22 protein-coding genes are annotated in these 26763 nt (G+C 45.9%); 6 read left to right on the top strand and 16 right to left on the bottom strand.

The window, feature by feature from the left end:
• Positions 1–2 precede the first annotated feature (2 nt).
• Positions 3–2393 (top strand): fimbria/pilus outer membrane usher protein, encoded by a 2391-nt coding sequence (locus tag GXP65_RS13525; protein WP_162093035.1) that lies wholly within the window; start codon positions 3–5, stop codon positions 2391–2393.
• Between the two features lie 3 nt (positions 2394–2396).
• Positions 2397–3248, top strand: coding sequence for a hypothetical protein (locus GXP65_RS13520; protein ID WP_162093034.1), 852 nt, complete (start codon positions 2397–2399; stop codon positions 3246–3248).
• 146 nt (positions 3249–3394) lie between these two features.
• On the opposite strand, the gene fusA is transcribed toward GXP65_RS13520, so the two are convergent.
• Positions 3395–5482, bottom strand: coding sequence for an elongation factor G (gene fusA, locus GXP65_RS13515; protein ID WP_045381403.1), 2088 nt, complete (start codon positions 5480–5482; stop codon positions 3395–3397).
• A 216-nt stretch (positions 5483–5698) separates the two neighbouring features.
• A complete protein-coding gene (gene radA, locus GXP65_RS13510) occupies positions 5699–7078 on the bottom strand; it encodes a DNA repair protein RadA (protein ID WP_045369724.1) in 1380 nt (459 codons plus the stop codon).
• 151 nt (positions 7079–7229) lie between these two features.
• Between radA and GXP65_RS13505 the strand changes: the two genes are divergently transcribed.
• Positions 7230–9578, top strand: a complete 2349-nt coding sequence (locus GXP65_RS13505; protein ID WP_012128800.1) for a PilZ domain-containing protein — start codon at positions 7230–7232, stop codon at positions 9576–9578.
• Positions 9579–9633: 55 nt separating this feature from the next.
• On the opposite strand, the gene serB is transcribed toward GXP65_RS13505, so the two are convergent.
• On the bottom strand, positions 9634–10614 hold the full coding sequence (gene serB, locus GXP65_RS13500; protein ID WP_162093033.1) for a phosphoserine phosphatase: 981 nt from the start codon (positions 10612–10614) through the stop codon (positions 9634–9636).
• 91 nt (positions 10615–10705) lie between these two features.
• Here serB and GXP65_RS13495 point away from each other — a divergent pair, with 91 nt between their 5' ends.
• Positions 10706–11311, top strand: coding sequence for a YtjB family periplasmic protein (locus tag GXP65_RS13495; protein ID WP_012128802.1), 606 nt, complete (start codon positions 10706–10708; stop codon positions 11309–11311).
• An 89-nt stretch (positions 11312–11400) separates the two neighbouring features.
• Here GXP65_RS13495 and deoD read toward each other — a convergent pair whose 3' ends face one another.
• From deoD to GXP65_RS13440, 11 genes are all read right to left on the bottom strand, one after another.
• Entirely contained in the window at positions 11401–12120 is a 720-nt protein-coding gene (gene deoD / locus GXP65_RS13490; RefSeq protein ID WP_005449118.1) for a purine-nucleoside phosphorylase, read from the bottom strand.
• A 145-nt stretch (positions 12121–12265) separates the two neighbouring features.
• Entirely contained in the window at positions 12266–13486 is a 1221-nt protein-coding gene (locus GXP65_RS13485) for a phosphopentomutase (RefSeq protein ID WP_038891095.1), read from the bottom strand.
• A 68-nt stretch (positions 13487–13554) separates the two neighbouring features.
• A complete protein-coding gene (deoA, locus tag GXP65_RS13480) occupies positions 13555–14883 on the bottom strand; it encodes a thymidine phosphorylase (protein WP_162093032.1) in 1329 nt (442 codons plus the stop codon).
• 99 nt (positions 14884–14982) lie between these two features.
• A complete protein-coding gene (gene deoC / locus GXP65_RS13475) occupies positions 14983–15759 on the bottom strand; it encodes a deoxyribose-phosphate aldolase (protein WP_005530303.1) in 777 nt (258 codons plus the stop codon).
• 581 nt (positions 15760–16340) lie between these two features.
• On the bottom strand, positions 16341–17624 hold the full coding sequence (locus GXP65_RS13470; RefSeq protein WP_012128806.1) for a NupC/NupG family nucleoside CNT transporter: 1284 nt from the start codon (positions 17622–17624) through the stop codon (positions 16341–16343).
• A 204-nt stretch (positions 17625–17828) separates the two neighbouring features.
• The gene (locus GXP65_RS13465; protein WP_162093031.1) at positions 17829–18602 is read right to left on the bottom strand and encodes a TatD family hydrolase; all 774 of its coding nucleotides are present in this window, start codon (positions 18600–18602) and stop codon (positions 17829–17831) included.
• Positions 18589–18756 carry a DUF5363 family protein gene (locus GXP65_RS13460; protein WP_158652499.1) on the bottom strand — a complete coding sequence of 56 codons (168 nt, stop codon included), beginning with the start codon at positions 18754–18756 and terminating at the stop codon, positions 18589–18591. The genes GXP65_RS13465 and GXP65_RS13460 overlap by 14 nt, the downstream gene beginning before the upstream one ends.
• Before the next feature lie 120 nt (positions 18757–18876).
• Positions 18877–20466 carry a peptide chain release factor 3 gene (prfC, locus tag GXP65_RS13455; protein WP_162093030.1) on the bottom strand — a complete coding sequence of 530 codons (1590 nt, stop codon included), beginning with the start codon at positions 20464–20466 and terminating at the stop codon, positions 18877–18879.
• A 118-nt stretch (positions 20467–20584) separates the two neighbouring features.
• Positions 20585–21658, bottom strand: coding sequence for a GGDEF domain-containing protein (locus GXP65_RS13450; protein WP_038891091.1), 1074 nt, complete (start codon positions 21656–21658; stop codon positions 20585–20587).
• Between the two features lie 182 nt (positions 21659–21840).
• The gene (gene rimI, locus GXP65_RS13445; RefSeq protein ID WP_081233485.1) at positions 21841–22296 is read right to left on the bottom strand and encodes a ribosomal protein S18-alanine N-acetyltransferase; all 456 of its coding nucleotides are present in this window, start codon (positions 22294–22296) and stop codon (positions 21841–21843) included.
• 12 nt (positions 22297–22308) lie between these two features.
• Complete coding sequence (locus GXP65_RS13440) at positions 22309–22707, bottom strand: DNA polymerase III subunit psi (RefSeq protein ID WP_005431900.1); 399 nt, start codon at positions 22705–22707, stop codon at positions 22309–22311.
• A gap of 63 nt (positions 22708–22770) precedes the next feature.
• On the opposite strand from GXP65_RS13440, the gene GXP65_RS13435 reads away from it, so the two are divergent.
• Positions 22771–23223, top strand: a complete 453-nt coding sequence (locus GXP65_RS13435) for a hypothetical protein (RefSeq protein WP_005431911.1) — start codon at positions 22771–22773, stop codon at positions 23221–23223.
• Between the two features lie 86 nt (positions 23224–23309).
• On the opposite strand, the gene GXP65_RS13430 is transcribed toward GXP65_RS13435, so the two are convergent.
• Both GXP65_RS13430 and GXP65_RS13425 read right to left on the bottom strand, forming a co-directional pair.
• Complete coding sequence (locus GXP65_RS13430) at positions 23310–23813, bottom strand: N-acetyltransferase (protein ID WP_005431913.1); 504 nt, start codon at positions 23811–23813, stop codon at positions 23310–23312.
• Positions 23797–24324 carry an SCP2 domain-containing protein gene (locus tag GXP65_RS13425; RefSeq protein WP_005431915.1) on the bottom strand — a complete coding sequence of 176 codons (528 nt, stop codon included), beginning with the start codon at positions 24322–24324 and terminating at the stop codon, positions 23797–23799. The genes GXP65_RS13430 and GXP65_RS13425 overlap by 17 nt, the downstream gene beginning before the upstream one ends.
• 266 nt (positions 24325–24590) lie before the next feature.
• Here GXP65_RS13425 and GXP65_RS13420 point away from each other — a divergent pair, with 266 nt between their 5' ends.
• A complete protein-coding gene (locus GXP65_RS13420) occupies positions 24591–26630 on the top strand; it encodes a bifunctional diguanylate cyclase/phosphodiesterase (protein WP_162093029.1) in 2040 nt (679 codons plus the stop codon).
• Positions 26631–26763: the final 133 nt, after the last annotated feature.

The raw sequence follows: 26763 nt of genomic DNA, 5'->3' as shown, positions 1-26763 counted from the left end.
TTATGAAAAATCTCATTCTATGCCTCACCTTAGTCACGGCCATGCAAACAGCGATTGCACAGAGTTGGTTGTTCCCACTTCCCGTTACTTGGGGTGAGAATACTATCGGCGAAGTAGACGCCTATTCTGACGGCATGACCGTAGGCTCAATCAACGTAGAGCAACTCGCTCAATCAGTAGAAAAGCTGATAAATGGTGAGACACTTACCGCATTACGAGACTTCTCCGGAGAGTACATTACGGTTGAGCAGTTGGATCGTATGGGCATTAATGCCACTTTCGACTCTTCCGAACAAAGCATTAATCTGGTCATTGATGAATTTGCGGCGGCAGAGTTTTTGCTGTCTTTTGGCAGTAAATATGAGCCCGCCCAGTATTCGGAAAGTGCATTCTGGAAAATGCAAAATACACTGAACGCCAGTAGTGATTACACCTTATTTAGCGATTCTAGCTCCAAAGACACGCAAACTTGGCTAGGGGAATGGTTAGTTCGAGCCAATATTGGTGGCGTTCGAGGGGCTAACCTTGATGTCTCCGGCTTCGTCACTGGCGGTAATAATGTCGATTCCGATGTCTATCGTGGTGAAGCACGTCTTTTTTTCGATGAACCCAGCACACCTTGGCGCTTAACCTTTGGGGATGTGACTCAGACTAGTGCTGGCCATCTGCCGAGCACGCCTCTGGGCGGAGTCGCTTTTGAACGTTTGTACCAAGATTTACAGCCCACCAGAAACATTCAGAACGGCGGGACGCAACCTCTAGTATTAAATGAAAGCGCTGATGTCGAGATCTACATTAACGATATCTTCCTCACCGAGATTAGATTGCCACCGGGCCGATATACACTGGATGATCTGCCTCTCGTGTCAGGTACCAATGATGTGCGGTTAGACATTAGCTATCAATCAGGCCGAACAGACACCATAGTTTACAGTCAATTTTTTAACTCTCGGTTACTGCGTGAAGGCATTTCTGACTTCGGTGTTTACTCCGGGTTAATCTCGACGATCGAGGATAACAACTTTAAATACGACGATGAACAGTGGGTCACGTCGGGATACTACGACTACGGTATCAGCGACACATTAACGCTAGGTGTAAACGGACTTTACCACCCAGAAGGCCAACAACTTGGCGTTATTGCCACTATCGGCTCGGATTGGGGGAATTTAGGTGTTCGAGCATCTGCACAAAACAACAACCCCAATGACGACACTGGCAGTATCTACAGCCTAGATTATTCCCATCAATTGTGGGGGACTGATAGCTATGGCTCTCCAAACTTTCGTCTCGGTGTCGAATACCAAGATAAGTACTTCGCATTACCTTGGCAAATCGCCGAACCAAGTACAGGCTTACGCGTTTTCTCTAACTACGTATTCACCATCACAGATGACCTTAACCTAATATTAAGTGGTGACTATCGTGACTTCGAAGAAGAAGAGGTTGAGTGGCTCGCGTCTTCTGAAATCGCTTGGCAATTTTACAGTTTGTCACTCTCTGCTGGTGTAGAGAAAGAGGAGAACCCAAACGATAATATTAACGAGACGCGCTTCACTTTCTCTGCTGACTGGGACTGGAACTCTGTGTCTGGGGAATACAATGCAAACGTCTCTTACTCCAACGAGCCCGATACTTACAGAGCTCAATTTCAACGTCCTTCCGATGATTACACAGGCAGCTATGGCTATGCGCTGACAGCAGAAGGTGATGCCGACTCTCAAACTTATTCTGTAGAGGGCAATTATGTGGCAAACCGCTTCATCACTGATGCTAAAGTCTCTCACCTCGACTTTGACAATTCCGACAGTTACCAAACCGCTTCATTACGAGCAAGCACGGCGCTGACGCTCGCTGATGGCAACTTAGCTTGGTCACGTCCTATCAATGGACCTGTCGCCATCGTCGCGGTTCATGACTCTTTGGATGCTGATGTTGAAATCAACGCCGTTGCCGACGACCCTGCTGAAGCAATTTCAACTTCAGCGATAAATAATGCCGTTCAACTATCTGGTGGACATCAGTTGTCTAGTGTCTACATAAATGTCCCCGATGCTCCTGTCGGCTATGACTTTGGTGATCACGAATACAACATCACACCAGGGTCACAAACTGGCCATCTAATAAACATCGGCTCAATCGCGTCAAAGACCATAATTGGCACACTTGAAATCAGTTCTAAAAAACCACTAAAGCTCTACCAGGGTCAGTTAGTTGGACAACAGAAAACCTATGACTTTTTCACCAATCGATCAGGTCGATTTGTTGTAGAAGGTATTGCTCCGGGCACCTACACCATCATGGTTGAAGGATTCAGCCCAACAAAACTAAACGTACCAGAAACCAATGAAAATCTGATTTATCTACCCACTTTACTTATTAAAGAGGGATAAACAATGAAACACTTATTCCAAATATCAGTGTTCAGTCTAGCCATATTATCTCAACCCGCATGGGCAGAATGCAGTGGCAAATGGACACTAAACGTTGACCGAAGTAACGTTGAATTTAAACGTGATTTAGGGGCTTATATTCCAGTTTATTTGGAACTATCTCGCGATATTCAGACCTGTCGATTTCCGATGGCAATGGTCTCGGTCAACAATAAACAGTCCAGTTACTTAAGTTCAATGGGAGCCAGTTTATCTGTGACTATTCTGGACAAAAACTTTCGGCAATTGAGTCACTTCCCAAATAAAGGTTTTCAGCTACCTTTGGATAATAGCCAAAGGACAAAGTTCTGGATAAAGGTTCCAGAAGCGAAAGTTGCCGCATCTGGTAATTACAACGGACTGCTCGAAGCCACAATTTCCTTAGGCAAAAAGCAAAAGTCAAAAAACGCAAAAGTGAAGCTCAAAGTTCCTGCTTTCGTTGCCTTTAACTCCGTTCCTAATGCCCCAAACCTTCAACGCTCTGGTAACTCAGGTTATCGCTTTCAGCTTGGCGATCTGGAATCGAACCGAACCTACCGCTCTGAATTCGATCTTCTCTCAAATTCTAACGTTAGGCTGGTTGTGAAACAAAAGTATGGAGAGTTGAAACAGAAATCAGAACCCAATATTACTATACCGTATACATTGCGATTCAATAACGCTTTGGTTAACCAGAAAGCGGTTTATACCTTCTCTAACAATGAAAGCACTAGGCGGTGGGGAGTACCACTCGAAGTGACGCTAGGAAATATCGATTTTGCCCGAGCTGGTAAATACCAAGACACGATAACTGTCGAAGTAAAAGCGATGCCTTAAAGGTGACACCATTGAAGAAAAAGCCAGCGATTCAATTAAAAGAAGAGTAAGGTAAACAAGCAATATAGGACCGCTTGCCTATCGAGAGATATTAAAAAGCCCCGCACTAGGCGGGGCTTTGATATTTTAAAGCGTTAGCTTAAGAATTACTTCTTAGCTTCGCGCTCTTTAACTTCTGCGATTACTTGCTCAGCAACGTTCGATGGACATGCTGCGTAACGAGCGAATTCCATAGAGAACTGACCACGACCAGAAGTGATAGTACGTAGGTGACCGATGTAACCAAACATTTCTGATAGAGGAACGTCTGCTTTAATACGAACGCCTGTAGTACCAGCTTGTTGGTCTTTGATCATACCACGACGACGGTTAAGGTCACCGATTACGTCACCAACGTTGTCTTCTGGAGTGAACACGTCAACGTTCATGATTGGCTCAAGAAGTTGCGCGCCTGCTTTAGGCATAGACTGACGGAATGCACCTTTAGCTGCGATTTCGTAAGCGATTGCTGATGAGTCAACTGCGTGGAAACCACCGTCGAATAGTTCAACTTCAACGTCTAGAGTTGGGAAGCCAGCTAGAACACCAGTATCCATCATTGACGCAAAGCCTTTCTCAACTGCAGGCCAGAATTCTTTAGGTACGTTACCACCAACAACTGTTGATTTGAACGTGAAGCCTGAGTTTGGCTCACCCGGTTTGATACGGTAGTCGATCTTACCGAACTGACCAGAACCACCAGACTGCTTCTTGTGCGTGTAGCTATCTTCAACTGCTTGAGTGATAGTTTCACGGTAAGCTACCTGTGGAGCACCTACTTCTAGCTCAACGCCGTAAGTACGCTTAAGGATGTCTACCTTGATGTCTAGGTGAAGTTCACCCATACCTTTCAGGATAGTTTCACCTGAATCTTCATCAGTCTCAACTTGGAATGATGGATCTTCTGCAACCATTTTACCGATCGCGATACCCATTTTCTCAGTAGAACCTTTGTCTTTTGGAGAAACAGCAATAGAGATTACTGGTTCTGGGAAGATCATAGCTTCTAGAGTACATTCGTGCTTAGGATCACATAGAGTGTGACCAGTTTGAACGTTCTTCATACCTACTACAGCGATGATGTCACCAGCTTGAGCTTCAGTAAGTTCGTTACGTTCGTCAGCTTGCATCTCACACATACGACCGATACGCTCAGTCTTACCAGTTGCAGAGTTAAGAACAGTATCGCCCTTCTTCATGCGACCAGAGTAGATACGGATAAATGTTAGAGCACCGAAACGGTCGTCCATGATCTTGAACGCAAGTGCTTTTAGTGGCGCGTCAGCGTCAACTGTAGCAACTTCACCTGTTGGCTCACCAGTTTCTGGATCTGTTAGAGGCTGAGGATCAACTTCAGCTGGAGCTGGTAGGTAATCTACAACAGCGTCAAGGATAAGTTGCATACCTTTGTTTTTGAATGCAGAACCACAGAACGTTGGGAAGAACGCTAGGTCACGAGTACCTTTACGGATACAAGCTTTTAGTTGCTCGATAGTTGGCTCTTCGCCTTCCATGTAAGCTTCCATTAGGTCGTCGTCTTGCTCTACAGCAGATTCAACTAGCTCTTCACGGTACTGTTCTACATCGTCAACCATGTCAGCTGGGATGTCTTGGATTTCGTAGTTTTCTGGCAGACCAGTTTCGTCCCAAACGTAAGCTTTACGGTTTAGTACGTCTACAACACCAACGAAGTCGTCTTCACGACCGATTGGTAGAGTCATAACTAGTGGGTTTGCACCTAGTACGTTCTTAACTTGGTCAACAACGCGGAAGAAGTCTGCACCCATACGGTCTAGTTTGTTTACGAAGATCAGACGAGCAACTTCTGAGTCGTTCGCGTAACGCCAGTTTGTTTCTGACTGAGGCTCAACACCACCAGAACCACAGAATACACCGATACCACCGTCAAGAACTTTAAGTGAACGGTATACTTCAACTGTAAAGTCTACGTGTCCAGGAGTGTCGATTACGTTCAGGCGGTGACCGTTCCACTCACAAGTTACTGCTGCAGACTGGATTGTAATACCACGCTCAGCTTCTTGCTCCATGAAGTCAGTTGTAGACTCGCCGTCGTGTACTTCACCAGTCTTATGGATTTTACCAGTAAGCTTCAGGATACGCTCAGTTGTGGTAGTTTTACCCGCATCAACGTGCGCGAAAATACCAATGTTTCTGTATTTTGATAAATCAGTCATTGTCTTACTCTGTTAATAAGGTATAAAGTGCGCGCAGAGTATATCACAATCTGTCAAGACGGATACCTTTGCGTGCTATTGGAACAAAAAAAATTTTAACGTCGATTTTCCACCCTCAAATAATAGTCAAACTTCGCAATTTGTCTGCTAATTCGATAATAATGAGGATAGATTCAACATTATTGTTACCCCTTAAATTGGGGCACAAGATGGCGTTTACAACTCATCAAATGCTTCGATAGCCTCCGACAGTTTTTTAACGCCATGGATTTGCATACCAGGAATACCGCCCTTTGGCATATTCGCTGCTGGTACGATCGCTTTCTTAAAGCCGTGCTTGAATGCTTCATTCAAACGCTCTTGGCCACTCGGCACTGGGCGAATCTCTCCCGCTAGGCCAACCTCACCAAACACCACCACATCTTTTGGTAGTGGACGATCGCGAAAACTCGACAAAAGCGCCATAACTAGCGCAAGGTCAGCACTGGTCTCTGTGACTTTTACACCACCAACGACATTCACAAACACATCTTGATCGGCCATTTGTAGGCCACCGTGCTTATGCAGCACCGCCAATAATAAAGACAGACGGTTTTGTTCTAGGCCCACCGCGACGCGACGTGGGTTTGCCAATTGTGAGTAGTCCACCAGCGCTTGAATCTCTACTAATAGAGGGCGCGTACCTTCCCACACCACCATAACGGACGAACCTGACGTCTCTTCTTCACCGCGGGATAGGAAAATCGCCGAAGGGTTATTGACCTCTTTCAGTCCCTGCCCCGTCATGGCAAAGACGCCAAGTTCATTCACCGCACCAAAACGGTTTTTGTGGCTACGTAAGGTTCGGAAGCGACTATCAGTGCCACCATCGAGTAGAACTGAACAGTCAATAATGTGTTCAAGTACTTTAGGGCCGGCAAGGGTACCATCTTTTGTTACGTGACCAACAATAAAGACGGCCACATTATTTTGCTTTGCATAACGCGTCAGCGCGGTTGCCGATTCACGTACCTGAGCGACACTACCTGGCGAGGACTGAACGTCAGACACATGCATTACCTGAATCGAGTCAATCACCATAATGCGCGGCTGTTCTTTCTCTGCAATTTGGCAAATCTTGTCGACGTTTGTTTCCGACAACATCTTCAGGTGCTCTTTTGGCAACCCAAGTCGTGAGGCACGCATTGCCACTTGCTGGAGCGATTCCTCACCCGTCACATAGAGAGTAGGCATTTGCGAAGACAACAGACACATGGTTTGCAGAAGCAAAGTCGACTTACCTGCGCCGGGGTTACCACCGATAAGAATCGCAGCGCCCGGAACCACACCACCACCAAGTACTCGGTCTAGCTCTTTAAAGCCACTCGTAAAACGGGGCACTTCTTGCAGATCAATCTCTGACAGGGTTTGAACTTTTGATTCCGTTGCTGAGCCTGCGTAACCAGATAAGCGTTCGTTGCGTGCTACCGTTGGCGATGCAGCAATGCGAACTTCAGTAATCGTGTTCCATGCACCACACGCATTACACTGCCCCTGCCAACGTGGGAAATCCGCGCCACAATCATTACAAACATACGCTCGTTTTGCTTTCGCCATGATGCCTCAATTCTTAAACACTCGGTTTTTTCAACAAATGTGACCAAGCACCGCCATGTCATGACCGTATCGAAGATGAACTCTTGATATACTCAAGCTTTGCTTTGCTTAGCCGATATAATTCGAATAACGACATACTTTAACAGAAATAATGCAGCAATCTGAAATTCTCTCGCTCGCAGAACGCCTCATCCCTGTTTACGGCGCTGATGACTTTGATTTCGTCCTGGGTCAATTGACCGAAGGAGAACCACCATCGGCCAAAATTCTAGTGAAGATGGAACTCAACCGTGTCATGGCCCCTTGTAAAAAGAGCATTGATTTACGAGGTCGAGTGAAAGGCGAATGTCGTGAATACTTATTAGATGGCATTCCACATTGGTTGGATGACGTCGCCTTTAACGCTTACCACAAGAACCTAAAAAAGTATGGTGGTTACACCGAGGGCATGTGGGAAGCCTTGGTCAATACGCGCAATAATTTCCGTGTAATGAGCAAAAACAATGGTAAGAATGAAGAACGATCGCTTACCGATCCGAAAAGCCCTTTTCTCGCAGAGCCTGTGCACCTCGGGTATGACTTAAAACGTCAAGAGAAACGCTTAAAAGTACAGTCTCAAGTGGAAATCGTTCGTTCAAAAGAACAAGTGATCCACGGTCTGAGTATTGACCTTTCTTGTTCGGGAGCGAAATTCAAAGTACCTAGCGCCTTCAAGTACAGCTTGGGTGAAGTCATTCAAGTTACCTTTACCGAGTTTGCCAGTAAGTCTCAAGTGGCGGGCGTCGAAAAACCGATCACGTATCGTGTGCTGGCGGTAGACGACTGCTACGAGAATGATTCCGTTCGTTACCTAAGAACCATTCGGTTAACGGAAACCAATGTCATTGCTCGCGTGATTGATGAGGCACTCAACAGTGCAGCGAAACGCGCTCGACATGACAATCAGGACAAAATCATTCGTGCTCGCACGCGCGGCTATGAGCACATTGCGCTTAAGCACACCAGTAATCTGCCGCTGTTTTTTGAAGGCAGCGAGCTCAAACTCGCCATGCTCACACCCAATAATCAAAAGATGTGGCAATACTGGCATGATGAGCGCAACCAACAAGTCTTCGGCTCGCTATTCAACCCAAAGAGAATGGCTTCGTTAATTGCTCCCGGCGTTAAAGGGGCAACCAATGTGCTGTACTCTTTTACCCATGAGCATGAAGGCAAAACCTACTTCTATTCGATGCTACGTCCAGAGGCGACAAGAGAACAGCGTCAACTCTTCTGGCATTTAGGCGCCAAACGAAAAAGTTGGCGCGCTTTCCGCATTTCGATTTTTGAGCTGTCTCAACAAGAAAAAGAAGACCTTGCTGCGTTTTCCTCTGAGTTAGCAGAAAGCTCACAGAAGCTGACACACGTTGGTATCTTGCAAGAAATTGCCGATGAAAAATCTGGCCAAGATTATTTGCTGACTGAAAAACCAAGAGTACCAGCAAATACCCTGAATGAATTCCGCCATCCGAGAAAAATCCTTGGTAGTCCAAAAGGAATTTACTTCGATGCGCAATCGCGCCGTAAAGAGCCTCGTTATCGCTTCAAAACGCCTTTGGAGCTAGACATTGGCAACACCAAAGCAACTGGCTTCACTATGGACATTTCCAAGCGAGGCCTAGGGCTGAAATTGGACGAACCCACAGCGCTGCGTTCAGGGCAAGAAGTACAGATTAACTTTCGTGAATTGCAGCTTTACGATAAAAAGCTGCCACTCTCGGATGTGCCATACCGAGTGATCCGTATTAGCCCTGACGGTCGAAGTGTTCAATTGGTTATCGATGAACAAAGCAAAACCATGCGTGTGATTGCTTTTTTTAATAGCATTATTGAGCACAACCAAGACAAGCTGATCCCACAAAAAGAGATGCTACCAAGTAATGCTCTCTTGGAAAGGCTGCACAGCGTGTTGCTCTCAAGGACATTAAGTACCCCGATCTTTATCAGCAAAAGCGCCGCTTCTTCGGTCAAGACACCGGTGATCGGAGTGAACTTACCGTTGGCAAAACACATCGAGTTGTACGCGCGTCTCGGTCACAACCAACAGTATTCGCTCGAACCACTGTTTAAAGGCCGCTCAAATACTTTGATTGCCGATCCGATCAAACGTATTGATGGCGCGCAGGCTCGTCACCAAGATATTTATATTAGCGTGAATAAAGTCGGTCATAAGATCACTGCGATTGAGTCGAAAATGCAGCAAGACTTCACCAGCGTGAAAGAGCGGATTCAATTCATCAAGAAAGCGCGCATGATGGGTGAGTTCTATGCTACACGTATCTCGACGGCGCCGATCTTCGATCCAATGACATCATTACTGCGTCAAGATCTGAGCGATTTAACCCAATTTGGGGTTCATCAAGCCAGTAAGTTAGAAAAAGAGTTAACCGCCTTAGTTGGCTACAGTGAATTTGAAGATATTACCGAAGAAGTGATTGTTCGCTTAGAGCTAACGGAATAACAAAACACCGCCGAGATGGCGGTGTTTTTCTATGTTAATTTGGAAGAAGCGCCAACTAAGGTTTCGCTTTCCAGCTGATTTTCTGCTGCTTAACCAGCGCTCCAGAAAGAATACACAGTACGCCACCTAAACCTGCGAATCGAACAGCGGTTTGTGCTTGTTCTTCAACCTTAGGTTTGGCGTGATAAGCAACACCAAGGCCTGCCGCAGCCATCATCACCAAGTCGTTCGCACCATCACCGACGGCAACCGTATTGTGCTGCTCAATGTCGTATTCTTCAGCAAGCTCAACCAAAATATCTGCTTTCGTTTGGGCTGACACAACATCGCCTAGCACTTCACCGGTCAGCTTACCATCAACAATTTCCAGTTGGTTGGACTGCGCAAAGTCTAATCCTACTTTGTCTTTAATGAAGTCTGAGAAGTAAGTAAAACCACCGGAAGCAATAGCGGCCTTCCACCCAAGCGCTTTAAAAGTTGCAATCAGCGCTTCGAAATCTGGCATGAATGGCAGCTGGCTGCGCACCTGTTCAAGAATCGCTTCATCGGCACCTTTCAGTTTACCGACACGTTGACGTAAGCTTTGCTCGAAATCCAACTCACCTTGCATGGCACGCTCAGTCACCTCTGCGACTTCTTCGCCAACACCAGCAAGTTTAGCAATTTCATCAATACACTCGATTTGAATTGCCGTTGAGTCCATATCAAACACAACCAAACCCGGCGCAGACAGATCCGGCACCTCGTTTAGAGAAGCGTAATCCAATTTTAAGCTTTTTAGGATGGTTTCATGTTCAGGCGTAAGATTGCCCGCCATTAATGCCACTTCATATTGGCCGACTTTCCACGTATCCAGAATAGGATTGTAGAAACCGGTAAAGAAGTCGATGTCTTCGAAGTTACGAGGCTCAAGATGTTCGCCAAACACAATCCAATTCGCCTTGGCTTTATCGAGTTGTGTCGCAAACCGAGTTTCGGGTAGTCGTTTTAAAAGAGTCGTATGCCTTCTGATAGGCAAGCTTTTTGACGCGTCCATGTATATAATCCCTTGTGACTTTGCTAAAACGTTACCTTAACAAGCTAAAAAGGCAAGTCTTTGTTTTGATTTGAATGGACGAGTAAAGAGCATGAGTGAATCCTTGTTCTCAGTAAGGAATGCCCTACGAATTCTGGCTCTGATCCTGTTGTGTGTGATGCTTTTCATCACCATCAAGAACAGTGTCGTGATCAGTAAGGGTAATGAGAAGATACAAGCACAGCAGCTTGAAACCCTGACCAAAGTTTTGATTTCGCAGGCATCATTGTCTGCCGGCGAGATGATCATCAATAAAGACCAAGAGCGTCTATTGAAGCTAACCAACCAGCTTGCTCAAGACCGCTTGGTATTCGACGCGACTATTTACGACGCACAAGGCGTGCGCTTAGCATCGAGTGAAGAAGCACTGTCGGTGCGTGAAGTTTTAGGGCTAGATACCCCTCTTGCAACCGCATCCATTGGCCGACAACAGCTCGTAGAACCAGTGTTATCGGATGGTGCCGTGATTGGCTTTGTGCGAGTGACATTTGAAACTGGTCGAGTCACCGCGATTTCTGATCACCATTACCGCAAGAGTGATCGCTACATGTACATGATGGTGCTAATGAGCTTTGTGTGTGGCATGTTGTTCATCATGATCTTGCGCAGACAGCCGATCCGCCGCAAGAAAGCAGAAAACCTGTTGCTAACCAAATAATCCAAAAAGCGAATTTAGAAAATAAAACAGCCCGCATGATGCGGGCTGTTTTTTAATGCTGATAAGCAAAAGAATAGAAGGCTCTCACCTTATTCTTCATCACCTAGCAATACTGAATCTAGAGCGATCAGCATCATGTCGTTGAACGTAGTTTGACGCTCGTCAGATGTCGTTTGCTCACCAGTTTTGATGTGGTCAGAAACAGTACAGATAGTTAGCGCTTTTGCGCCGTACTCTGCAGCAACACCGTAGATACCAGCCGCTTCCATTTCAACACCTACGATGCCGTACTTGTCCATTACGTCGAACATTTCTGGATCTGGCGTGTAGAACAGTTCCGCTGAGAATAGGTTACCTACTTTCACATCAACGCCGCGAGCTTTTGCTGCTTCTTCTGCTGCGCGAACCATTTTGTAGTCAGCGATAGCCGCAAAGTCATGACCTTTAAAGCGGATACGGTTCACTTTAGAATCAGTACAAGCACCCATGCCGATAACAACATCACGTACTTTGATGTCTTCGTTCACAGCACCACAGCTACCTACACGGATCACTTTCTTCACACCGAAGTCTTTGATCAGCTCAGTCACGTAGATAGAACAAGATGGGATACCCATACCGTGGCCCATTACCGAGATCTTGCGACCTTTGTAAGTGCCTGTGTAACCAAACATATTACGAACGTCACACACTTGAACTACATCTTCAAGGAAAGTCTCTGCGATGTATTTTGCACGTAGCGGGTCACCCGGCATCAGAACGACGTCTGCGAAAGCACCCATTTCTGCATTGATATGTGGAGTTGCCATGTTTCTTTTCCTTAACCTGTCTCTAGCGATCCGCACTGCTACTGGCGGCTTTGGCTAGAATAATCTCATTTCCGACAAGCAGCACTTCCATGCTGCCAACATAAAACTAGGAGCCTCAAGCTCCTAGTTTTCAAAACCTATCTAATTATAGGAAGTTCTTACCGTAATCCATTGGAGAAGTACCGAAGTAACTCGCCAATGTTTGACCGATATCAGCAAAGCTATCGCGACGGCCTAGTGAACCTGCTGGTACTTTCTTACCGTAAACAATCACTGGGATGTGCTCACGAGTATGGTCAGTACCAGGCCATGTTGGATCACAGCCGTGGTCTGCCGTTAGAATAAGCACATCGTCTTCTTCCATAATCTCTAGCACTTCATTGATGCGACCATCGAAGTACTCAAGTGCAGCAGCGTAACCCGCTACGTCACGACGGTGACCGTAAGCTGAGTCGAAATCGACAAAGTTAGTGAATACGATTGTGTTGTCACCCGCTTCTTTAATTTGCTCTAGCGTTGCTTCGAACAATGCAGGGATACCTGTCGCTTTCACTTTCTTAGTGATGCCGCAGTTTGCGTAGATATCCGCAATCTTACCGATAGAAACCACATCACCTTGCTTCTCTTCAACTAGCTTCTGAAGCACAGTTGCTGATGGTGGCTCAACAGAAAGGTCACGACGGTTACCGGTACGCTCGAATTGACCTTTACCAGCACCAACGAATGGACGCGCGATAACACGACCGATGTTGTAATCTTCTAGCTCTTCACGTGCAATTTGGCAAAGCTCTAGTAGACGGTCTAGACCAAAAGTCTCTTCGTGACATGCGATTTGGAATACAGAATCAGCAGATGTGTAGAAGATTGGCTTACCAGTCTTCATGTGCTCTTCACCAAGATCGTCAAGAACTTGAGTACCAGAAGCGTGACAGTTACCAAGGAAACCGTCCAGACCAGCACGCTCAAGAATGCGGTCAGTCAGCTCTTTCGGGAAGCTGTTTGCTTTATCAGTGAAGTAACCCCAATCAAACAGAACAGGAACACCTGCGATTTCCCAGTGACCAGACGGTGTGTCTTTACCTGAAGAAAGCTCTGCAGCGTGACCGTATGCACCGATGATTTCAGCGTCTGCATCTAGGCCAGGGGCAAAACGACCGGTTGACTCTTTGTGCGCCATTGCCAGACCTAGTTTAGATAGGTTTGGAAGACGAAGCGCGCCTTCACGCTTATCGTTATTTGCTAAGCCTTGCTCACACTGGTCAGCAATATGACCTAGCGTGTCTGAACCTACATCACCGAATTGTTCTGCATCTGCAGCTGCGCCGATGCCGAATGAGTCTAGTACTAAAATAAATGCTCTTTTCATTGCTCGTTCCTTAGGCCCACTCGGCTTCTTATTATGGTTGAGTAGGCCTTGTGTAATTACTTATTCGATTAAAGATCTTCTGCACGGATTTGGCGGTAAACCTCTGGCGTTGGCGTGTACTCACCACCTACAGTGATTGCACTACGAAGTGCTTTAGCGGCTTCTTCCCACTGCTCTTCAGTGCGAGCGTGAATAACCGCAAGAGGTTTATCGCTGTCTGCCACTTCACCTAGACGGATGAAGTTATCGAAACCAACTGCGTAGTCGATTTCATCTGTCGCAACGCGACGACCGCCGCCCATTGAAACCACAGCCATGCCGATAGCACGAGTATCCATCGCAGATACAACGCCAGTTTCTGTTGCGTATACTGGTTTGATGATTTCTGCTTTTTCTAGGTAGTTATCGTAGTTTTCTACGAAATCCACAGGACCACCTAGACCAGCTACCATCTTACCGAAGCACTCAGCCGCTTTGCCGTTATCTAGCGCTTCCATCAGTTTCGCACGTGCGTCTTCTGTGTTCTCAGCCAATTTGCCAAGCACCAACATTTCAGCACATGAAGCCATGGTCACTTCAAGTAGGCGAGGGTTACGGTATTCACCCGTTAAGAAACGAACCGCTTCGCGAACTTCCACTGCGTTACCCGCCGAAGAAGCCAATACTTGGTTCATGTCCGTAAGAATTGCCGTAGTCTTAGTGCCAGCACCGTTTGCTACTGCAACGATAGATTTTGCTAGTTCTTCAGACGCTTCGTAAGTTGGCATGAATGCGCCAGAACCTACTTTCACGTCCATCACTAAAGATTCAAGACCTGCAGCAAGCTTCTTCGATAAAATCGACGCCGTGATCAGTGAAATATTATCTACTGTCGCGGTGATATCGCGAGTCGCGTAAACGCGCTTATCCGCTGGTGCTAGGTCACCCGTTTGACCGATAATTGCCACACCTGCGTCTTTGGTTACTTCACCAAATACGTCGTTTGTCGGTGTGATGTTGTAGCCAGGAATAGACTCAAGCTTATCCAGCGTACCGCCCGTATGGCCAAGACCACGACCAGAGATCATAGGTACGAAACCACCGCATGCAGCCACCATTGGACCAAGCATTAGAGAAGTCACGTCACCCACACCACCAGTAGAGTGCTTATCGACAATTGGGCCACCAAAGTTCATGTGGCTCCAATCGATAACCATACCTGAATCACGCATTGCACACGTTAGTGCGATACGCTCTGGCATCGTCATTTCATTGAAGAAGATTGTCATAGCAAATGCGGCGATCTGACCTTCAGATACACTGTTGTTTGCTACGCCTTGAATGAAGAAGTTGATTTCGTCGGCTGTTAGAACTTCGCCGTCACGTTTTTTACGGATAATTTCTTGTGGTAAATACATTAGTGCCTCCCCAAGCTCATTATGAGCCATGGAAAAAGTAGGATAGAAGAGGATTGGTAGCACCAAAGCTGGTGCTACCGTTCAGACGTATTGTTGGTATTAGTACGCTGCTGGATCAGCGACTTCGTCCGATACTTCTAATGTATTAAGTAAGTTTGTTAGCAGGCTAGACGCACCGAAACGGTAGTGACGAGCATCAACCCAGTTGTCACCAAGGATTTCGTCAGCCATTGCTAGGTATGCCGCTGCATCTTCAGCAGTGCGCACACCACCTGCTGGTTTGAAACCAACAGTTTCTGCAACACCCATGTCACGAATAACTTCAAGCATCATGCGAGCGTATTCTGGTGTTGCGTTTACTGGCACTTTACCAGTTGAAGTTTTAATGAAGTCAGCACCTGCTTCGATACAGATTTGAGATGCTTTCTTGATGAGTGCTTCTTCTTTAAGCTCACCTGTTTCGATGATGACTTTAAGAAGGATATCACCACAAGCTTCTTTACATTGCTTAACTAGTTCGAAGCCAACTTTCTCATCACCCGCCATTAGAGCGCGGTATGGGAAAACTACGTCTACTTCGTCTGCACCGTAAGCAACCGCCGCTTTTGTTTCAGCAACTGCGATTTCGATGTCGTCGTTACCGTGTGGGAAGTTCGTTACCGTTGCGATACGAACTTCAGGCGTACCTTGCTCACGAAGTGTCTTCTTAGCAATAGGAATAAAGCGAGGGTAAATACAGATTGCAGCTGTGTTGCCTACTGCTGATTTCGCGTCATGACATAGTGAGATCACTTTTGCATCAGTGTCATCATCATTTAGCGTAGTAAGGTCCATAAGTTTCAGTGCACGTAGCGCTGCTGCTTTTAAATCGCTCATTTCTATCTCCGATCAATATTCAAAAAATTCACTACTCAGCTTCACATCGCTTCTCTAACTATAATCAACAAGTAGAGACAGCGTGAGATTTTAGCTAAGCAGTCTATTAATGAACGGACTTGGTTCCCTGAAGACTCGGCATATACTGCGAAAAATCATATACCAATTGCTATCCTTGTCACCGCACAGTACCAGTTTGGCCTATGGCACAACAATCTATGATTGCGGTGTCTTTAATATCACATCAAACAATAAAACGCTTGTGAGATTTGATATTGCAGGGCAATTCATTTGCCCATCGAGTATGTAGTATTCACTCTGTGATTAAGTGGTCATCATAACCACGAATTCGTGATTACTACATTATAGAGTTTCACCGCAAAACTGTAGCACCAAATAGAGCGCAAACGGTTTGTATCTCAAAATTTTCCAGCCCCTATTCCACCAACTGCGTAACTCTTTCGTGCAGAATATACGAGCGGTTAAATTTTCAGGCCTGAAAAACGAAAAATGCCCCGCAGCAATCTCTTGCTACAGGGCATGATTTAAAACGGCGTCTATATATTAAGAACCGATTCTAATTAAAGTGCTGCAAGGCTAAGGCAGAAGCCTGCGATAGTCGCTGCCATTAGGTTAGACAACGTACCAGCAAGAACTGCTTTAATACCCATGCGAGCGATATCTGAACGACGGTTTGGTGCAAGGCTACCTAGACCACCAAGTAGAATCGCGATAGAAGAAAGGTTCGCGAAGCCACATAGTGCGAATGAGATGATAGCTGTTGTCTTAGCAGACATTACTTCACCAGTAGCTGCAACAACTTGAGCGCCTTCACCTAGGTAAGGTGTGAAGTTCAAGTATGCAACGAATTCGTTGATTACTAGTTTCTGACCGATGAATGAACCAGCAACAACTGCTTCGTCCCATGGAACACCGATTAGGAATGCTAGTGGAGAGAACGCGTAACCTAGGATAAGTTCTAGTGTTAGTTCAGGCATACCGAACCAACCACCGATGCCACCTAGCATACCGTTGATAAGAGCAATAAGACCTACGAACGCGATTAGCATTGCACCAACGTTTAGTGCTAGTTGTAGACCAGAAGCCGCACCGCCCGCTGCTGCGTCGATTACGTTAGCTGGCTTGTCGTCGCCACCGTCCATTGCTTCTTCGATGTCTTCGTGAGGCTGGTCAGTCTCTGGGTGAAGAATCTTAGCGAATAGTAGACCACCCGGTGCTGCCATGAATGATGCAGCTACTAGGTACTCTAGAGGAACACCCATTGAAGCGTAACCTGCTAGTACACCACCAGCTACAGATGCTAGACCACCACACATTACCGCGAATAGCTCAGATTGAGTCATTTTTGGTACGAATGGACGAACAACTAGAGGTGCTTCAGTTTGACCTACGAAAATGTTAGCTGCTGCAGACATTGATTCCGCACGAGAAGTGCCAAGCGCTTTTTGTAGTGCACCACCAAGAATCTTGATAACCCACTGCATTACGCCAATGTAGTAAAGAACTGAAATCAGTGCAGAGAAGAAGATCAGTGTAGGAAGAACGCGGAATGCGAAGATGAAGCCGCCGCCGCCGAATACTTCGAACATCTTGTCAGAAACAAGACCACCGAATAGGAAAGATGAACCATCGTTACCGTAGTTGATAACGTTAGAAACACCAGTAGAGAAACCGTTTAGTAGATCACGGCCCCAAGGTACGTAAAGAACAAATGCACCAAGGATGAATTGGATAGCAAATGCGCCACCCACAGTTCTAAAGTTGATAGCTTTGCGGTTAGATGAGAATGCAAATGCAATAGCAAGAAGCACTACCATACCGACTAGGCTCATAAACAGGCTCATAGTTTATGACTTCCTTATAAGTTATTTATTGGCGTGTTACAAAATGGAGCTATAAAGCGGGGGCAATTATACTCATGCAGAATCAATTAAAGTAATGCCACCCTCACACTTTCTTATAAGATTCATCATTGATTCACTCCCATTTGTGAGTTATCTCACAATAAGCAGGAAAACGTTTTCGCTTTTAAACACCATCTTTAGATTTTATTCACATATAAAGAAGGCAGAATTGCTATTTTCCCATAGCTGAGAGGCAATCGATTGCTTGCTTTCTGTATGCAACAGAGAGAGCTCATTCAATACATGAATCAGTTTTGAAGGGTGATTAGGCTCGCCCTGATAGCCAAGTATAGGCATATCCGGAGCGTCCGTTTCTAAAACGATATTCTCAAGTGATAATCTTTGAATCGTGTCGCGAGTTTTATTCGCTCGTGGATAGGTAATTGTGCCCCCAACTCCGATAAGAAAACCTAATCGAACCCATTCCATTGCTTGCTGATAACTGCCAGAGAACGCGTGCAATACACCACCTTTAGGAAGCTTGGCTGCTTTGACTAGTTGGATGAGACGATTGTGTGCTTTTCGGCTGTGTAAAATAACAGGCAGATCGAACAGTCTTGCCAGGTCGAATTGCAATTCAAGCGCCTGCTCTTGAAGCTCGACAGGCACATCTATTGCGAAGTCCAAACCGCACTCCCCTATCGCGACGCATTGTCGGTTGGGCGAGGAAAGTAACGATTCCAGCTCTGGGGCAAACTGCTCAAACTCTGGTTGTAGAAAATAGGGATGAAAACCCAACGCGTAATAAAGGTGAGAGTATTGATTGGCCAGCGCTTGAATACGAGCCCAGTTACTCGGCCCGACAGAAGGAATCAAGATACGCTCAACTCCTTGGTCACGCGCAAGCTCAACTTGATGTGCAAAGTCATCTTGGAAGACATCGAAGTCAAAATGGCAGTGGGTATCAAACAGTTTCATTGTTTGCTTTCTCTTGCTCTGCTTTTTTAGCAGGCTCGTCTTCATGAACCGGGTCTTGTTTATACGGTACACAACTGCGCTTTTGATCAGGCGTCAGCCCCATCTCTTTGCACCAATCGTCATAGCGTTTAAGTCCTTTCTTAAACCAGTTCATCACACACCCTTTTTAGCTAATAAAATTCGCGCTGCGCCAAATAAAAAACCGCCGTTAGCTAAGTGTATAGCTAACGGCGGCTTATGATCTAGTACGCGAGATAAAGCGAATTAGATTCGATTAGTGCTCACGAGTCGCACGGAAATCGATATCTGGGAAACGCTCTTGCGCTAGGTTTAGGTTAACCATAGTTGGCGCGATGTACGTTAGGTTATCACCACCGTCCAATGCTAGGTTAGTTTGGTTCTTACGTTGGAACTCGTCCAGTTTCTTCGCATCGCCACACTCAACCCAACGAGCGGTTGCTACGTTTACGCCTTCGTAAATCGCTTCAACGTTGTATTCTGACTTCAAGCGAGCCACAACCACGTCAAACTGAAGCACACCAACCGCACCTACGATCAGGTCGTTGTTTTGCAATGGACGGAATACCTGTACCGCACCTTCTTCAGAAAGCTGAACCAGACCTTTCAGCAGCTGCTTCTGCTTCAATGGATCTTTTAGACGAATACGACGGAACAGTTCTGGCGCAAAGTTTGGAATACCAGAGAACTTCAGCGCTTCACCTTGAGTGAACGTATCACCAATTTGGATAGTACCGTGGTTGTGTAGACCAATGATGTCACCCGCGTAAGCGTGTTCTGCACGAGAACGGTCACCCGCCATAAAGGTAACCGCATCTGAGATACTTACTTGCTTGCCAAGACGAACGTGGTTCATCTTCATGCCTTGTGTGTAAGTACCCGATACGATACGCATGAATGCGATACGGTCACGGTGTTTTGGATCCATGTTTGCTTGGATCTTAAATACGAAGCCTGAGAACTTGTCTTCTGTCGCTTCCACATCACGCTCTACCGCTTGACGAGTTTTCGGCGCTGGCGCCCACTCAGTTAAGCCATCTAGCATGTGGTCAACACCAAAGTTACCTAGTGCTGTACCGAAGTAAACTGGCGTTAGTTCACCAGTAAGGAAAGCGTCATGATCAAATTCAGGACAAGCGCCCATCACAAGTTCAAGCTCTTCACGAACGCTGGCTGCTAAGCTCTCACCCACTTTCTCATCAAGCTCTGGGTTGTCTAGACCTTTGATAATGCGAACTTCTTGGATCTCGTGACCGTGGCCAGATTCGTACAGAATCGTTTCGTCACGGTGAATATGGTAAACGCCTTTAAACTCTTTACCACAGCCGATTGGCCACGTAATTGGCGCACACATCATGCCAAGTTCGTTTTCTACTTCGTCCAATACTTCCATTGGATCACGAACGTCACGGTCAAGTTTGTTCATGAAGGTTACGATTGGTGTGTCACGCAGACGCGTTACTTCCATCAGCTTACGAGTACGATCCTCGACACCTTTCGCCGCATCGATAACCATTAGACATGAGTCAACCGCCGTTAGAGTACGGTAAGTATCTTCCGAGAAGTCTTCGTGTCCAGGAGTATCAAGTAGGTTTACCAGACAATCGTTGTAAGGGAACTGCATTACAGAAGTAGTAACCGAGATACCACGTTCCTTTTCCATTTCCATCCAGTCTGATTTTGCGTGCTGTGCGTTACCACGACCTTTAACCGTACCTGCTTTTTGGATCGCGTTTCCGAATAACAGTACTTTTTCAGTAATGGTGGTTTTACCCGCATCCGGGTGAGAAATAATAGCGAACGTTCTACGCTTAGAAACTTCGCCTAGAAAAGGTGTATTTGACATGAAACTGGTCTTCTTTGATGTCTGATGGCTTGCTCAAAATTCAAACAAGCTTTATTCAATTCAATATTGCGCGGTATTCTCGCTTATTATTGCTTTAGGGGCAACTTTCCTAGCATGTTTAGAGTAAGCTACGCTGCTGGACCTCATCCTGCCAATCCAATGCTTCCGATTTGCGAAAAGCTATTGACGCCACTACAACTTGGTCCCGTCCATTTTGCTTTGCATCATACAAAGCAATATCAGCGCGTTTTAGCCAAAGATCAGGGGTATCGTCTTCTAATAAGCATTCAGCCACGCCAACACTGAGTGAGACATGTGCATAACGTGCAAAATGTTTTGAACGTACCTTGTCACAGATGTTGCTCATCATAAATTGCGCCGTTTGCTCAGAAAGCCCTTCAAACAAGAGTAGAAACTCATCCCCACCTAAGCGAAACAATAAGTCGTACTCACGGGAATAGTCATTGAGAATCGCTACGGTTTGATTAATGACTTCATCACCCACATCGTGCCCATACAGATCATTCACCTGTTTAAAATGATCGATATCAATCACGGCGATCGTCGACGCTTTCCCTAAGCGCTTGTCCTCTAATGCTCGTTGCAAAAACGCCTCTAACTGCCCACGATTCAATGCCCCTGTCATCGAATCTCGTGTAGAGAGAAACGTTAAGCTCTTTTGCAACTCTACAATTTTGTGCACCGCAACATGCGCGACCACAACGCAACAAATCACGGCAAGAACAAAGCGCAAAGTGATACTCCACTCTAGCTGATGCCAAGCAGAGAGAGCGCATCCAGTGATGATTGCACCGTTGGTCAATAACGCATCCTTAGTCGGGATAACAAACACCAAGGCAACAATCACAGGAAAGACCCAGTATGTCGCTATAATGCCAAATATGTGCACGCTCAATACCACCGATAACCAGAGTAAACACAGTGGAATGCGGTAGCCAATTTTGCTTTGCCCTGATGTCAGTAGTGAGGCGAACTCAATGATAAAACTTAGCTGAAAGGTCAGCAGGACACAGCCGAGAAAAGTCTCTCCAATCCACAGATTTTTGATACCTAAAGGCACAAACGTAAGAAAAGAGACCAGCATTAAAACTTTAAGGACGGTCCCCCGACTCTGCTCTTCAAATAACTGCGCGACGGGAGTGTTAAATGTTCGCGGATACGGCTTCGTCAATTATCCCTCCCTAGATAAATCAGACTGGTTTCATATTATTTATAAATCTATAACTTCAAAGATAATAACGCGAACAAAAACGGATAATCAGAAGATATAACTGTGACAAGGCGAGGTTTTAGACATAAAAAAGCCTTGGCTTTACCAAGGCTCTAGATACGTAAATCTTAGGGCAACTGACATTAGCTCAAAAATAAGTAACTCATAATAATGGCGTCCTCTTTACCATTGCCCGTTTTGGCAGGGTAATAGTTGTAACGACGGTCCACCTCATTGAAGCCTGCTTGCTCATAAATATGGATAGCTGAGTGGTTACTTTCACGCACTTCCAACCAGGCGCTCTCTGCTTTCGCTTGCTCGCAGTGTTCGATAAATGCATCCAGCAATTTTTGCCCTAGCCCTTTCCCCTGTTGAGAGGGCGCGATGGCAATATTTAATAGCGTCACTTCTCCGACAATATTCTGTCCGTAGAAGTAACCAACCACTTTAGCACCTTCCAGCATCACATGATGGCAAGCGCCGCGACTGGATAAGTCACGCACCAAAGATTCTGCCCAAGGGTGAGAATGCGCTTGCTGCTCGATCTGCCAAACTTGGTCGAGGTGCTCAGCACGCATAGGCGTAATTTCAATTGTCACGCGTTAGCTCCGTTAAGAGTACGAACAGATTTGTTGCCACAATGCGCGGCGTTGTTCGTTGTTGCCATCAATATCTTGTAATAGCGGTGACGTCAGTTGCTTAGCATTAATGCTGGCATCTGCCTCACAGCCTGCGAACCACACCCATTCTAGTTGATGCTCACCCAGCATGGATAAGCGCTCAGGCTCTAGGTGCAGAGCGTCGTCGAGCGTGAGCTTAATGCTTTTTAATACACGCTCAAACATTAAAGCTGTCTCGTTTTCTGGACACATTGGCGATACCAATAGGAGTTTACAAGAACTTTGCAAATCCAATAATGGCGATTGATAGCCTTCCAGTCTTTCTGGGTGACTCAGCTCCCAAGTGCTGATCCCCATTTCGTGTAAATATTGTTTCTCGTTAATTGACATCTTTTGTCACCTATTTGAACGAGGCAATCCTATCAAAATTTCGCTTTTAAAGTCAGAGGTGTTATGAAGCTTTTCCAATCACTCGCTATTACGTTACTTATCGCAACCACCAGCTTTACCACTTTCGCTAAGGATAGCAACGATGGTTGGGAGCTGATCGCCGAAAAAACCGTGAACTTCCAAACTGAAACCGACACAGTAGAACCAAACGGTCTGTTTAAGAATCGTCAGTTCAGCAAGATCAAAATCAAGTGCACTCAAGGCACCATGAGCATTAAGAACATGAAAGTGACCATGACCGACGGCAGTGAGAAAAAGCTCAAAACTATGGTTGGAACTCTGACAAAAGGCATGTCGACACGCGCTTGGACATTACCAGGTTCTGAAGACGCGAAGTTCAAACGTCTAGAGATGGAATACAAAAGCTGGGGCAACATGACACTGAATGCCGCTGGTATGAGCAAAAAAGCAAAAATCGAAATCTGGGGTAAGAAGCGCGTTAAAGAGCAGGATTAAACCGCTTTCCTATTGACGACTGAAAAGTAGCCCGCTCAAAAACAAAGCCCGCTTTTTACAGCGGGCTTTGTCATTCAATTTAGCGATTATAGCTCAGAGAACTCTGGTGAATAATCGATGCGACCAGAGCGTCCGTCACATTGCCCTTCCACCAATTCTGCGACGCGAAATGCACCTTGTGGTACTTCCCACGCACAATCGAAGCCCATCTCTTCGCTGGCTCTAAAACCTTGACGCCCGTAGTAGTCAGGATCGCCCAACACCACACACACTGGGTAACCAAAATCACGCAGTGAATCAAAGCCTTCTTTGATCAACTCGGCTGCAATGCCTTGACGACGGTAATCTTCATGTACAGCCAAAGGCGCAAGACCTTGCCACGACAAATCTTCACCATTCAACGTCACAGGGCTAAACAGCGCATGACCAACCACTTCACCTTCATCGGTGCATGCCACCAAAGACAAAGTGAGCTTACCGTTTTCACGTAAACGCATCACTAAGTTGGCTTCCGCTTCTGTTGGGAAGGCATGTTTTAATAAGCGGTCAATGGTGAGAATGTCCGCAGGGGCTTCAGTTCGAATAAGCATTCGCTACTCCGGTTTCTTGTGCAGGCGCTTGAACCCCTTTCTGAACAAAGTCAGCCAATTGGTTCAGTGCTACTTGCATCGCTTTTGGTAACTGCTCTAAGTCGACACTGTCCATCAGGTTTTTCACTTCTAAGCCTAGCTCAGTGTCGCCTTCAATAGAAAGACGACGTTGGAAGAACAGTGTATCAGGGTCTTCTTTACGACCAGCAATAAGTACTAGGTCGTTAAGGTTACCACTAAAACTCACATCTTCCTGAACCGGTTTCTCTGCTACCACTAATTTTTCGTCTTGGTAGCTGATATACCATGCTAAGTTCAAGTCTTTAATCGCAACTTTCAGCCACTTATCTTCAAGGAATTCAAAATCGCCATCTTCAAGCGCTTCTTTAAATACCATTTTCAAACCTTCTAACAAGGCTTTTTTCTGAACAGTTTGTGGCAATAACTGGACTGGAGATCGCAAAATTGATGCTGCGTTCTTTACTAGTTGACTGCGAATCTTGTTTAACACGCTAATTATCCGTTACTTTGTCATAAGGTCGCCTATATTACGCAATAGCGTAATACCAGTACCTGTTATGTATCAATAAATCTGTTTGTTTTAGAAGTAGGCAGTTTTTCTCACTCAAGCGTCGTTTTTTTGACCTTACGTGTATTATTGACGCTAAGTCGTGGATAAACGCTTTAATAACGGTATGTTCAAAGTTATAGTTATCAAAATAGCGTTTTTATTACACGGACGAATAATCAGGCTCATTGGAGATCGGTAACACCTTAATGCCTTCCCAGCAATTACAACATTGGTTTGCAACGCTTACCTCAAATAGCCCATTCTTTTTTGCCATTCTTGATAATAAACACAATTATCGAATGGTGAGTGATCGCTATTGTGACATTGCAGGCTTAAGACACGACGACATCGTTGGTCTAAACGACAGCCAAGTACTGGGAGAGCAGTTCTACAAAAAGCTCACGCCCTACTACCAACGCGCGTTCAAAGGCGATCATGTTGAAGCAGAAATCACGCTAGACGAGACCGACCTTGAAACCAGCCTTCACTTCAGCCTTTCTCCGGTTCATGAAGAAAACGAAATCCGCTTCGTGGTTTTCCATGCCATCGATACGTCTGAAAAACAAATTCTGGTTCGCTCGTTAGAAGAGTCAGAAAGCAAATTTGCCAAGTTAACTCAACTTCTACCTGACGGTTTGTTATTGGTGGAAGATGACATCATAATTTCTGCCAACCCAGCCTCCGCACGTTTACTCGGGTTGAATTCACCACATGAGCTACTTGGTGAAGAGCTGACTCGGCTGTTTATCGATGAAAACAGCAAAAAAGTCTTCACCCATCGCATCAGTACGCTGCTTTCTGAAAAACCTTTCGTGTGTCTGACTAGCGCGCGTTGTGGGTTCGAACGGAAAGTACAGTTACATGCCGATACTACGGCGATTCTCGGTAGTGAGTCTCAAATCATTTTGATTCAAGACGCCGACGATGCGCCCAAGCTGCTCTCTTCCAACTCCAACGAAGACGCGCACATCGATTCGCTAACTAAACTGTATAACCGCTTTGGCTTTACCAAGCGACTAGAACAACTCATCAAGAGTCAGACACCGCTGCTGGTTTTCTACCTCGACATCGATAACTTTAAGAACATTAACGACTCACTAGGCCATCACATCGGTGACAAAGTGATTCAAGAAGTCTCCGCCCGCCTAAAACGTTCTTTACCTAATCAAGCCATCATTGGTCACTTGGGTGGCGACGAATTTGGCATTATCCTGCCTGAGCCAGAAAACACTCGCATGGCGGAGATCCTCTCTGAACGCATTATTTCTCTGATTAACCAACCTTTCGATCTGCATCATTTCAGTAAACGCCTTGCGTGTTCTATCGGTAGCGTGCGTTACCCAGAAGACGGGCAAGACGCGCGCATTCTGCTGCAAAACGCTGACACCGCGATGTACGAAGCAAAAGACCGTGGTCGGAACCGCCTGATTAAATTTAACGATCAGATGAACAAAGAAGCGCGTATGCGTTTGTGGTTAGAGATCGAGCTACAAAAAGCGTTGCAGCAAAACGGCTTGGAAGTATGGTACCAACCAAAAGTTAACGCCCGCGACTTCAGCATTAACGGAGCCGAAGCGCTAGTACGTTGGAAGCATCCGGTCGAAGGTTACATTAGCCCGGGGGCATTTATCCCTGTAGCTGAGCGTGCAGGCTTGATTGAACACCTTGGTCGCGTGGTAATGCGTGATGTGTTTAACACAGTAAAACGCTGGAAACTGCAAGGCATTCTACCTGGACGCGTAGCGATCAACCTCTCTCCAGAACAGTTTGGCAACCCACAGCTGATCGACTACATGGAGAAGCTACTGCGCACCACCGAACTTGACCCAAGCTGCATTACCTTCGAGCTAACAGAAAGTGCGGTAATGAGCGACAGCGAACACACGCTGCAAATGCTTAATGCGATCAAGAAGCTTGGTTTCGCATTGTCTATCGATGACTTCGGTACTGGTTACTCTTCCCTTTCCTACTTAGCACGCTTCCCTATCGATGAATTAAAAATCGACCGCGCGTTTATCAACGACATCGATGCCCTACCGAAACAGGTAACAGTGATTGAGAATATCATCAACCTTGGTAAATCATTGGATTTGACGGTTGTTGCCGAAGGTGTGGAAACCCACCAGCAAGCAACACTGCTCTCGAACCTGCAATGTAACTCGATTCAGGGCTTCCATTTCTACCGTCCTCAACCTAAACACGAAGTGGAAGAGTTGTTTGCGCAAAACCGCCGTCATAAGAACTGATCTCAACTGCAACAAAATCTGAGTGTTACCCCTTACTCTCAAGGGGTAAATCTCAACTTTATTGCGCTAAACCTAACTTAGGTCAATTTCGCTATTCATAATTCTTCATAAAATGCGGGCACCTTTTTATTCT

The organism is Vibrio sp. LB10LO1 (assembly GCF_010092875.1).
In the GTDB taxonomy this organism is placed as follows: Bacteria; Pseudomonadota; Gammaproteobacteria; order Enterobacterales; family Vibrionaceae; genus Vibrio; species Vibrio campbellii.
This window is presented reverse-complemented; position numbering and strand designations above follow the sequence as displayed.

Coding starts and splice junctions, on each gene's coding strand:
- GXP65_RS13525 (WP_162093035.1), top strand. CDS start 3: ATGAAAAATCTCATTCTATGCCTCACCTTAGTCACGGCCATGCAAACA.
- radA (WP_045369724.1), bottom strand. CDS start 7,078: ATGGCGAAAGCAAAACGAGCGTATGTTTGTAATGATTGTGGCGCGGAT.
- GXP65_RS13495 (WP_012128802.1), top strand. CDS start 10,706: ATGAGTGAATCCTTGTTCTCAGTAAGGAATGCCCTACGAATTCTGGCT.
- GXP65_RS13420 (WP_162093029.1), top strand. CDS start 24,591: ATGCCTTCCCAGCAATTACAACATTGGTTTGCAACGCTTACCTCAAAT.
- serB (WP_162093033.1), bottom strand. CDS start 10,614: ATGGACGCGTCAAAAAGCTTGCCTATCAGAAGGCATACGACTCTTTTA.
- GXP65_RS13460 (WP_158652499.1), bottom strand. CDS start 18,756: ATGAACTGGTTTAAGAAAGGACTTAAACGCTATGACGATTGGTGCAAA.
- GXP65_RS13505 (WP_012128800.1), top strand. CDS start 7,230: ATGCAGCAATCTGAAATTCTCTCGCTCGCAGAACGCCTCATCCCTGTT.
- GXP65_RS13430 (WP_005431913.1), bottom strand. CDS start 23,813: ATGCTTATTCGAACTGAAGCCCCTGCGGACATTCTCACCATTGACCGC.
- deoA (WP_162093032.1), bottom strand. CDS start 14,883: ATGTATTTACCACAAGAAATTATCCGTAAAAAACGTGACGGCGAAGTT.
- prfC (WP_162093030.1), bottom strand. CDS start 20,466: ATGTCAAATACACCTTTTCTAGGCGAAGTTTCTAAGCGTAGAACGTTC.
- GXP65_RS13470 (WP_012128806.1), bottom strand. CDS start 17,624: ATGAGCCTGTTTATGAGCCTAGTCGGTATGGTAGTGCTTCTTGCTATT.
- deoC (WP_005530303.1), bottom strand. CDS start 15,759: ATGAGCGATTTAAAAGCAGCAGCGCTACGTGCACTGAAACTTATGGAC.
- fusA (WP_045381403.1), bottom strand. CDS start 5,482: ATGACTGATTTATCAAAATACAGAAACATTGGTATTTTCGCGCACGTT.
- GXP65_RS13465 (WP_162093031.1), bottom strand. CDS start 18,602: ATGAAACTGTTTGATACCCACTGCCATTTTGACTTCGATGTCTTCCAA.
- GXP65_RS13435 (WP_005431911.1), top strand. CDS start 22,771: ATGAAGCTTTTCCAATCACTCGCTATTACGTTACTTATCGCAACCACC.
- GXP65_RS13440 (WP_005431900.1), bottom strand. CDS start 22,707: ATGTCAATTAACGAGAAACAATATTTACACGAAATGGGGATCAGCACT.
- GXP65_RS13520 (WP_162093034.1), top strand. CDS start 2,397: ATGAAACACTTATTCCAAATATCAGTGTTCAGTCTAGCCATATTATCT.
- GXP65_RS13485 (WP_038891095.1), bottom strand. CDS start 13,486: ATGAAAAGAGCATTTATTTTAGTACTAGACTCATTCGGCATCGGCGCA.
- deoD (WP_005449118.1), bottom strand. CDS start 12,120: ATGGCAACTCCACATATCAATGCAGAAATGGGTGCTTTCGCAGACGTC.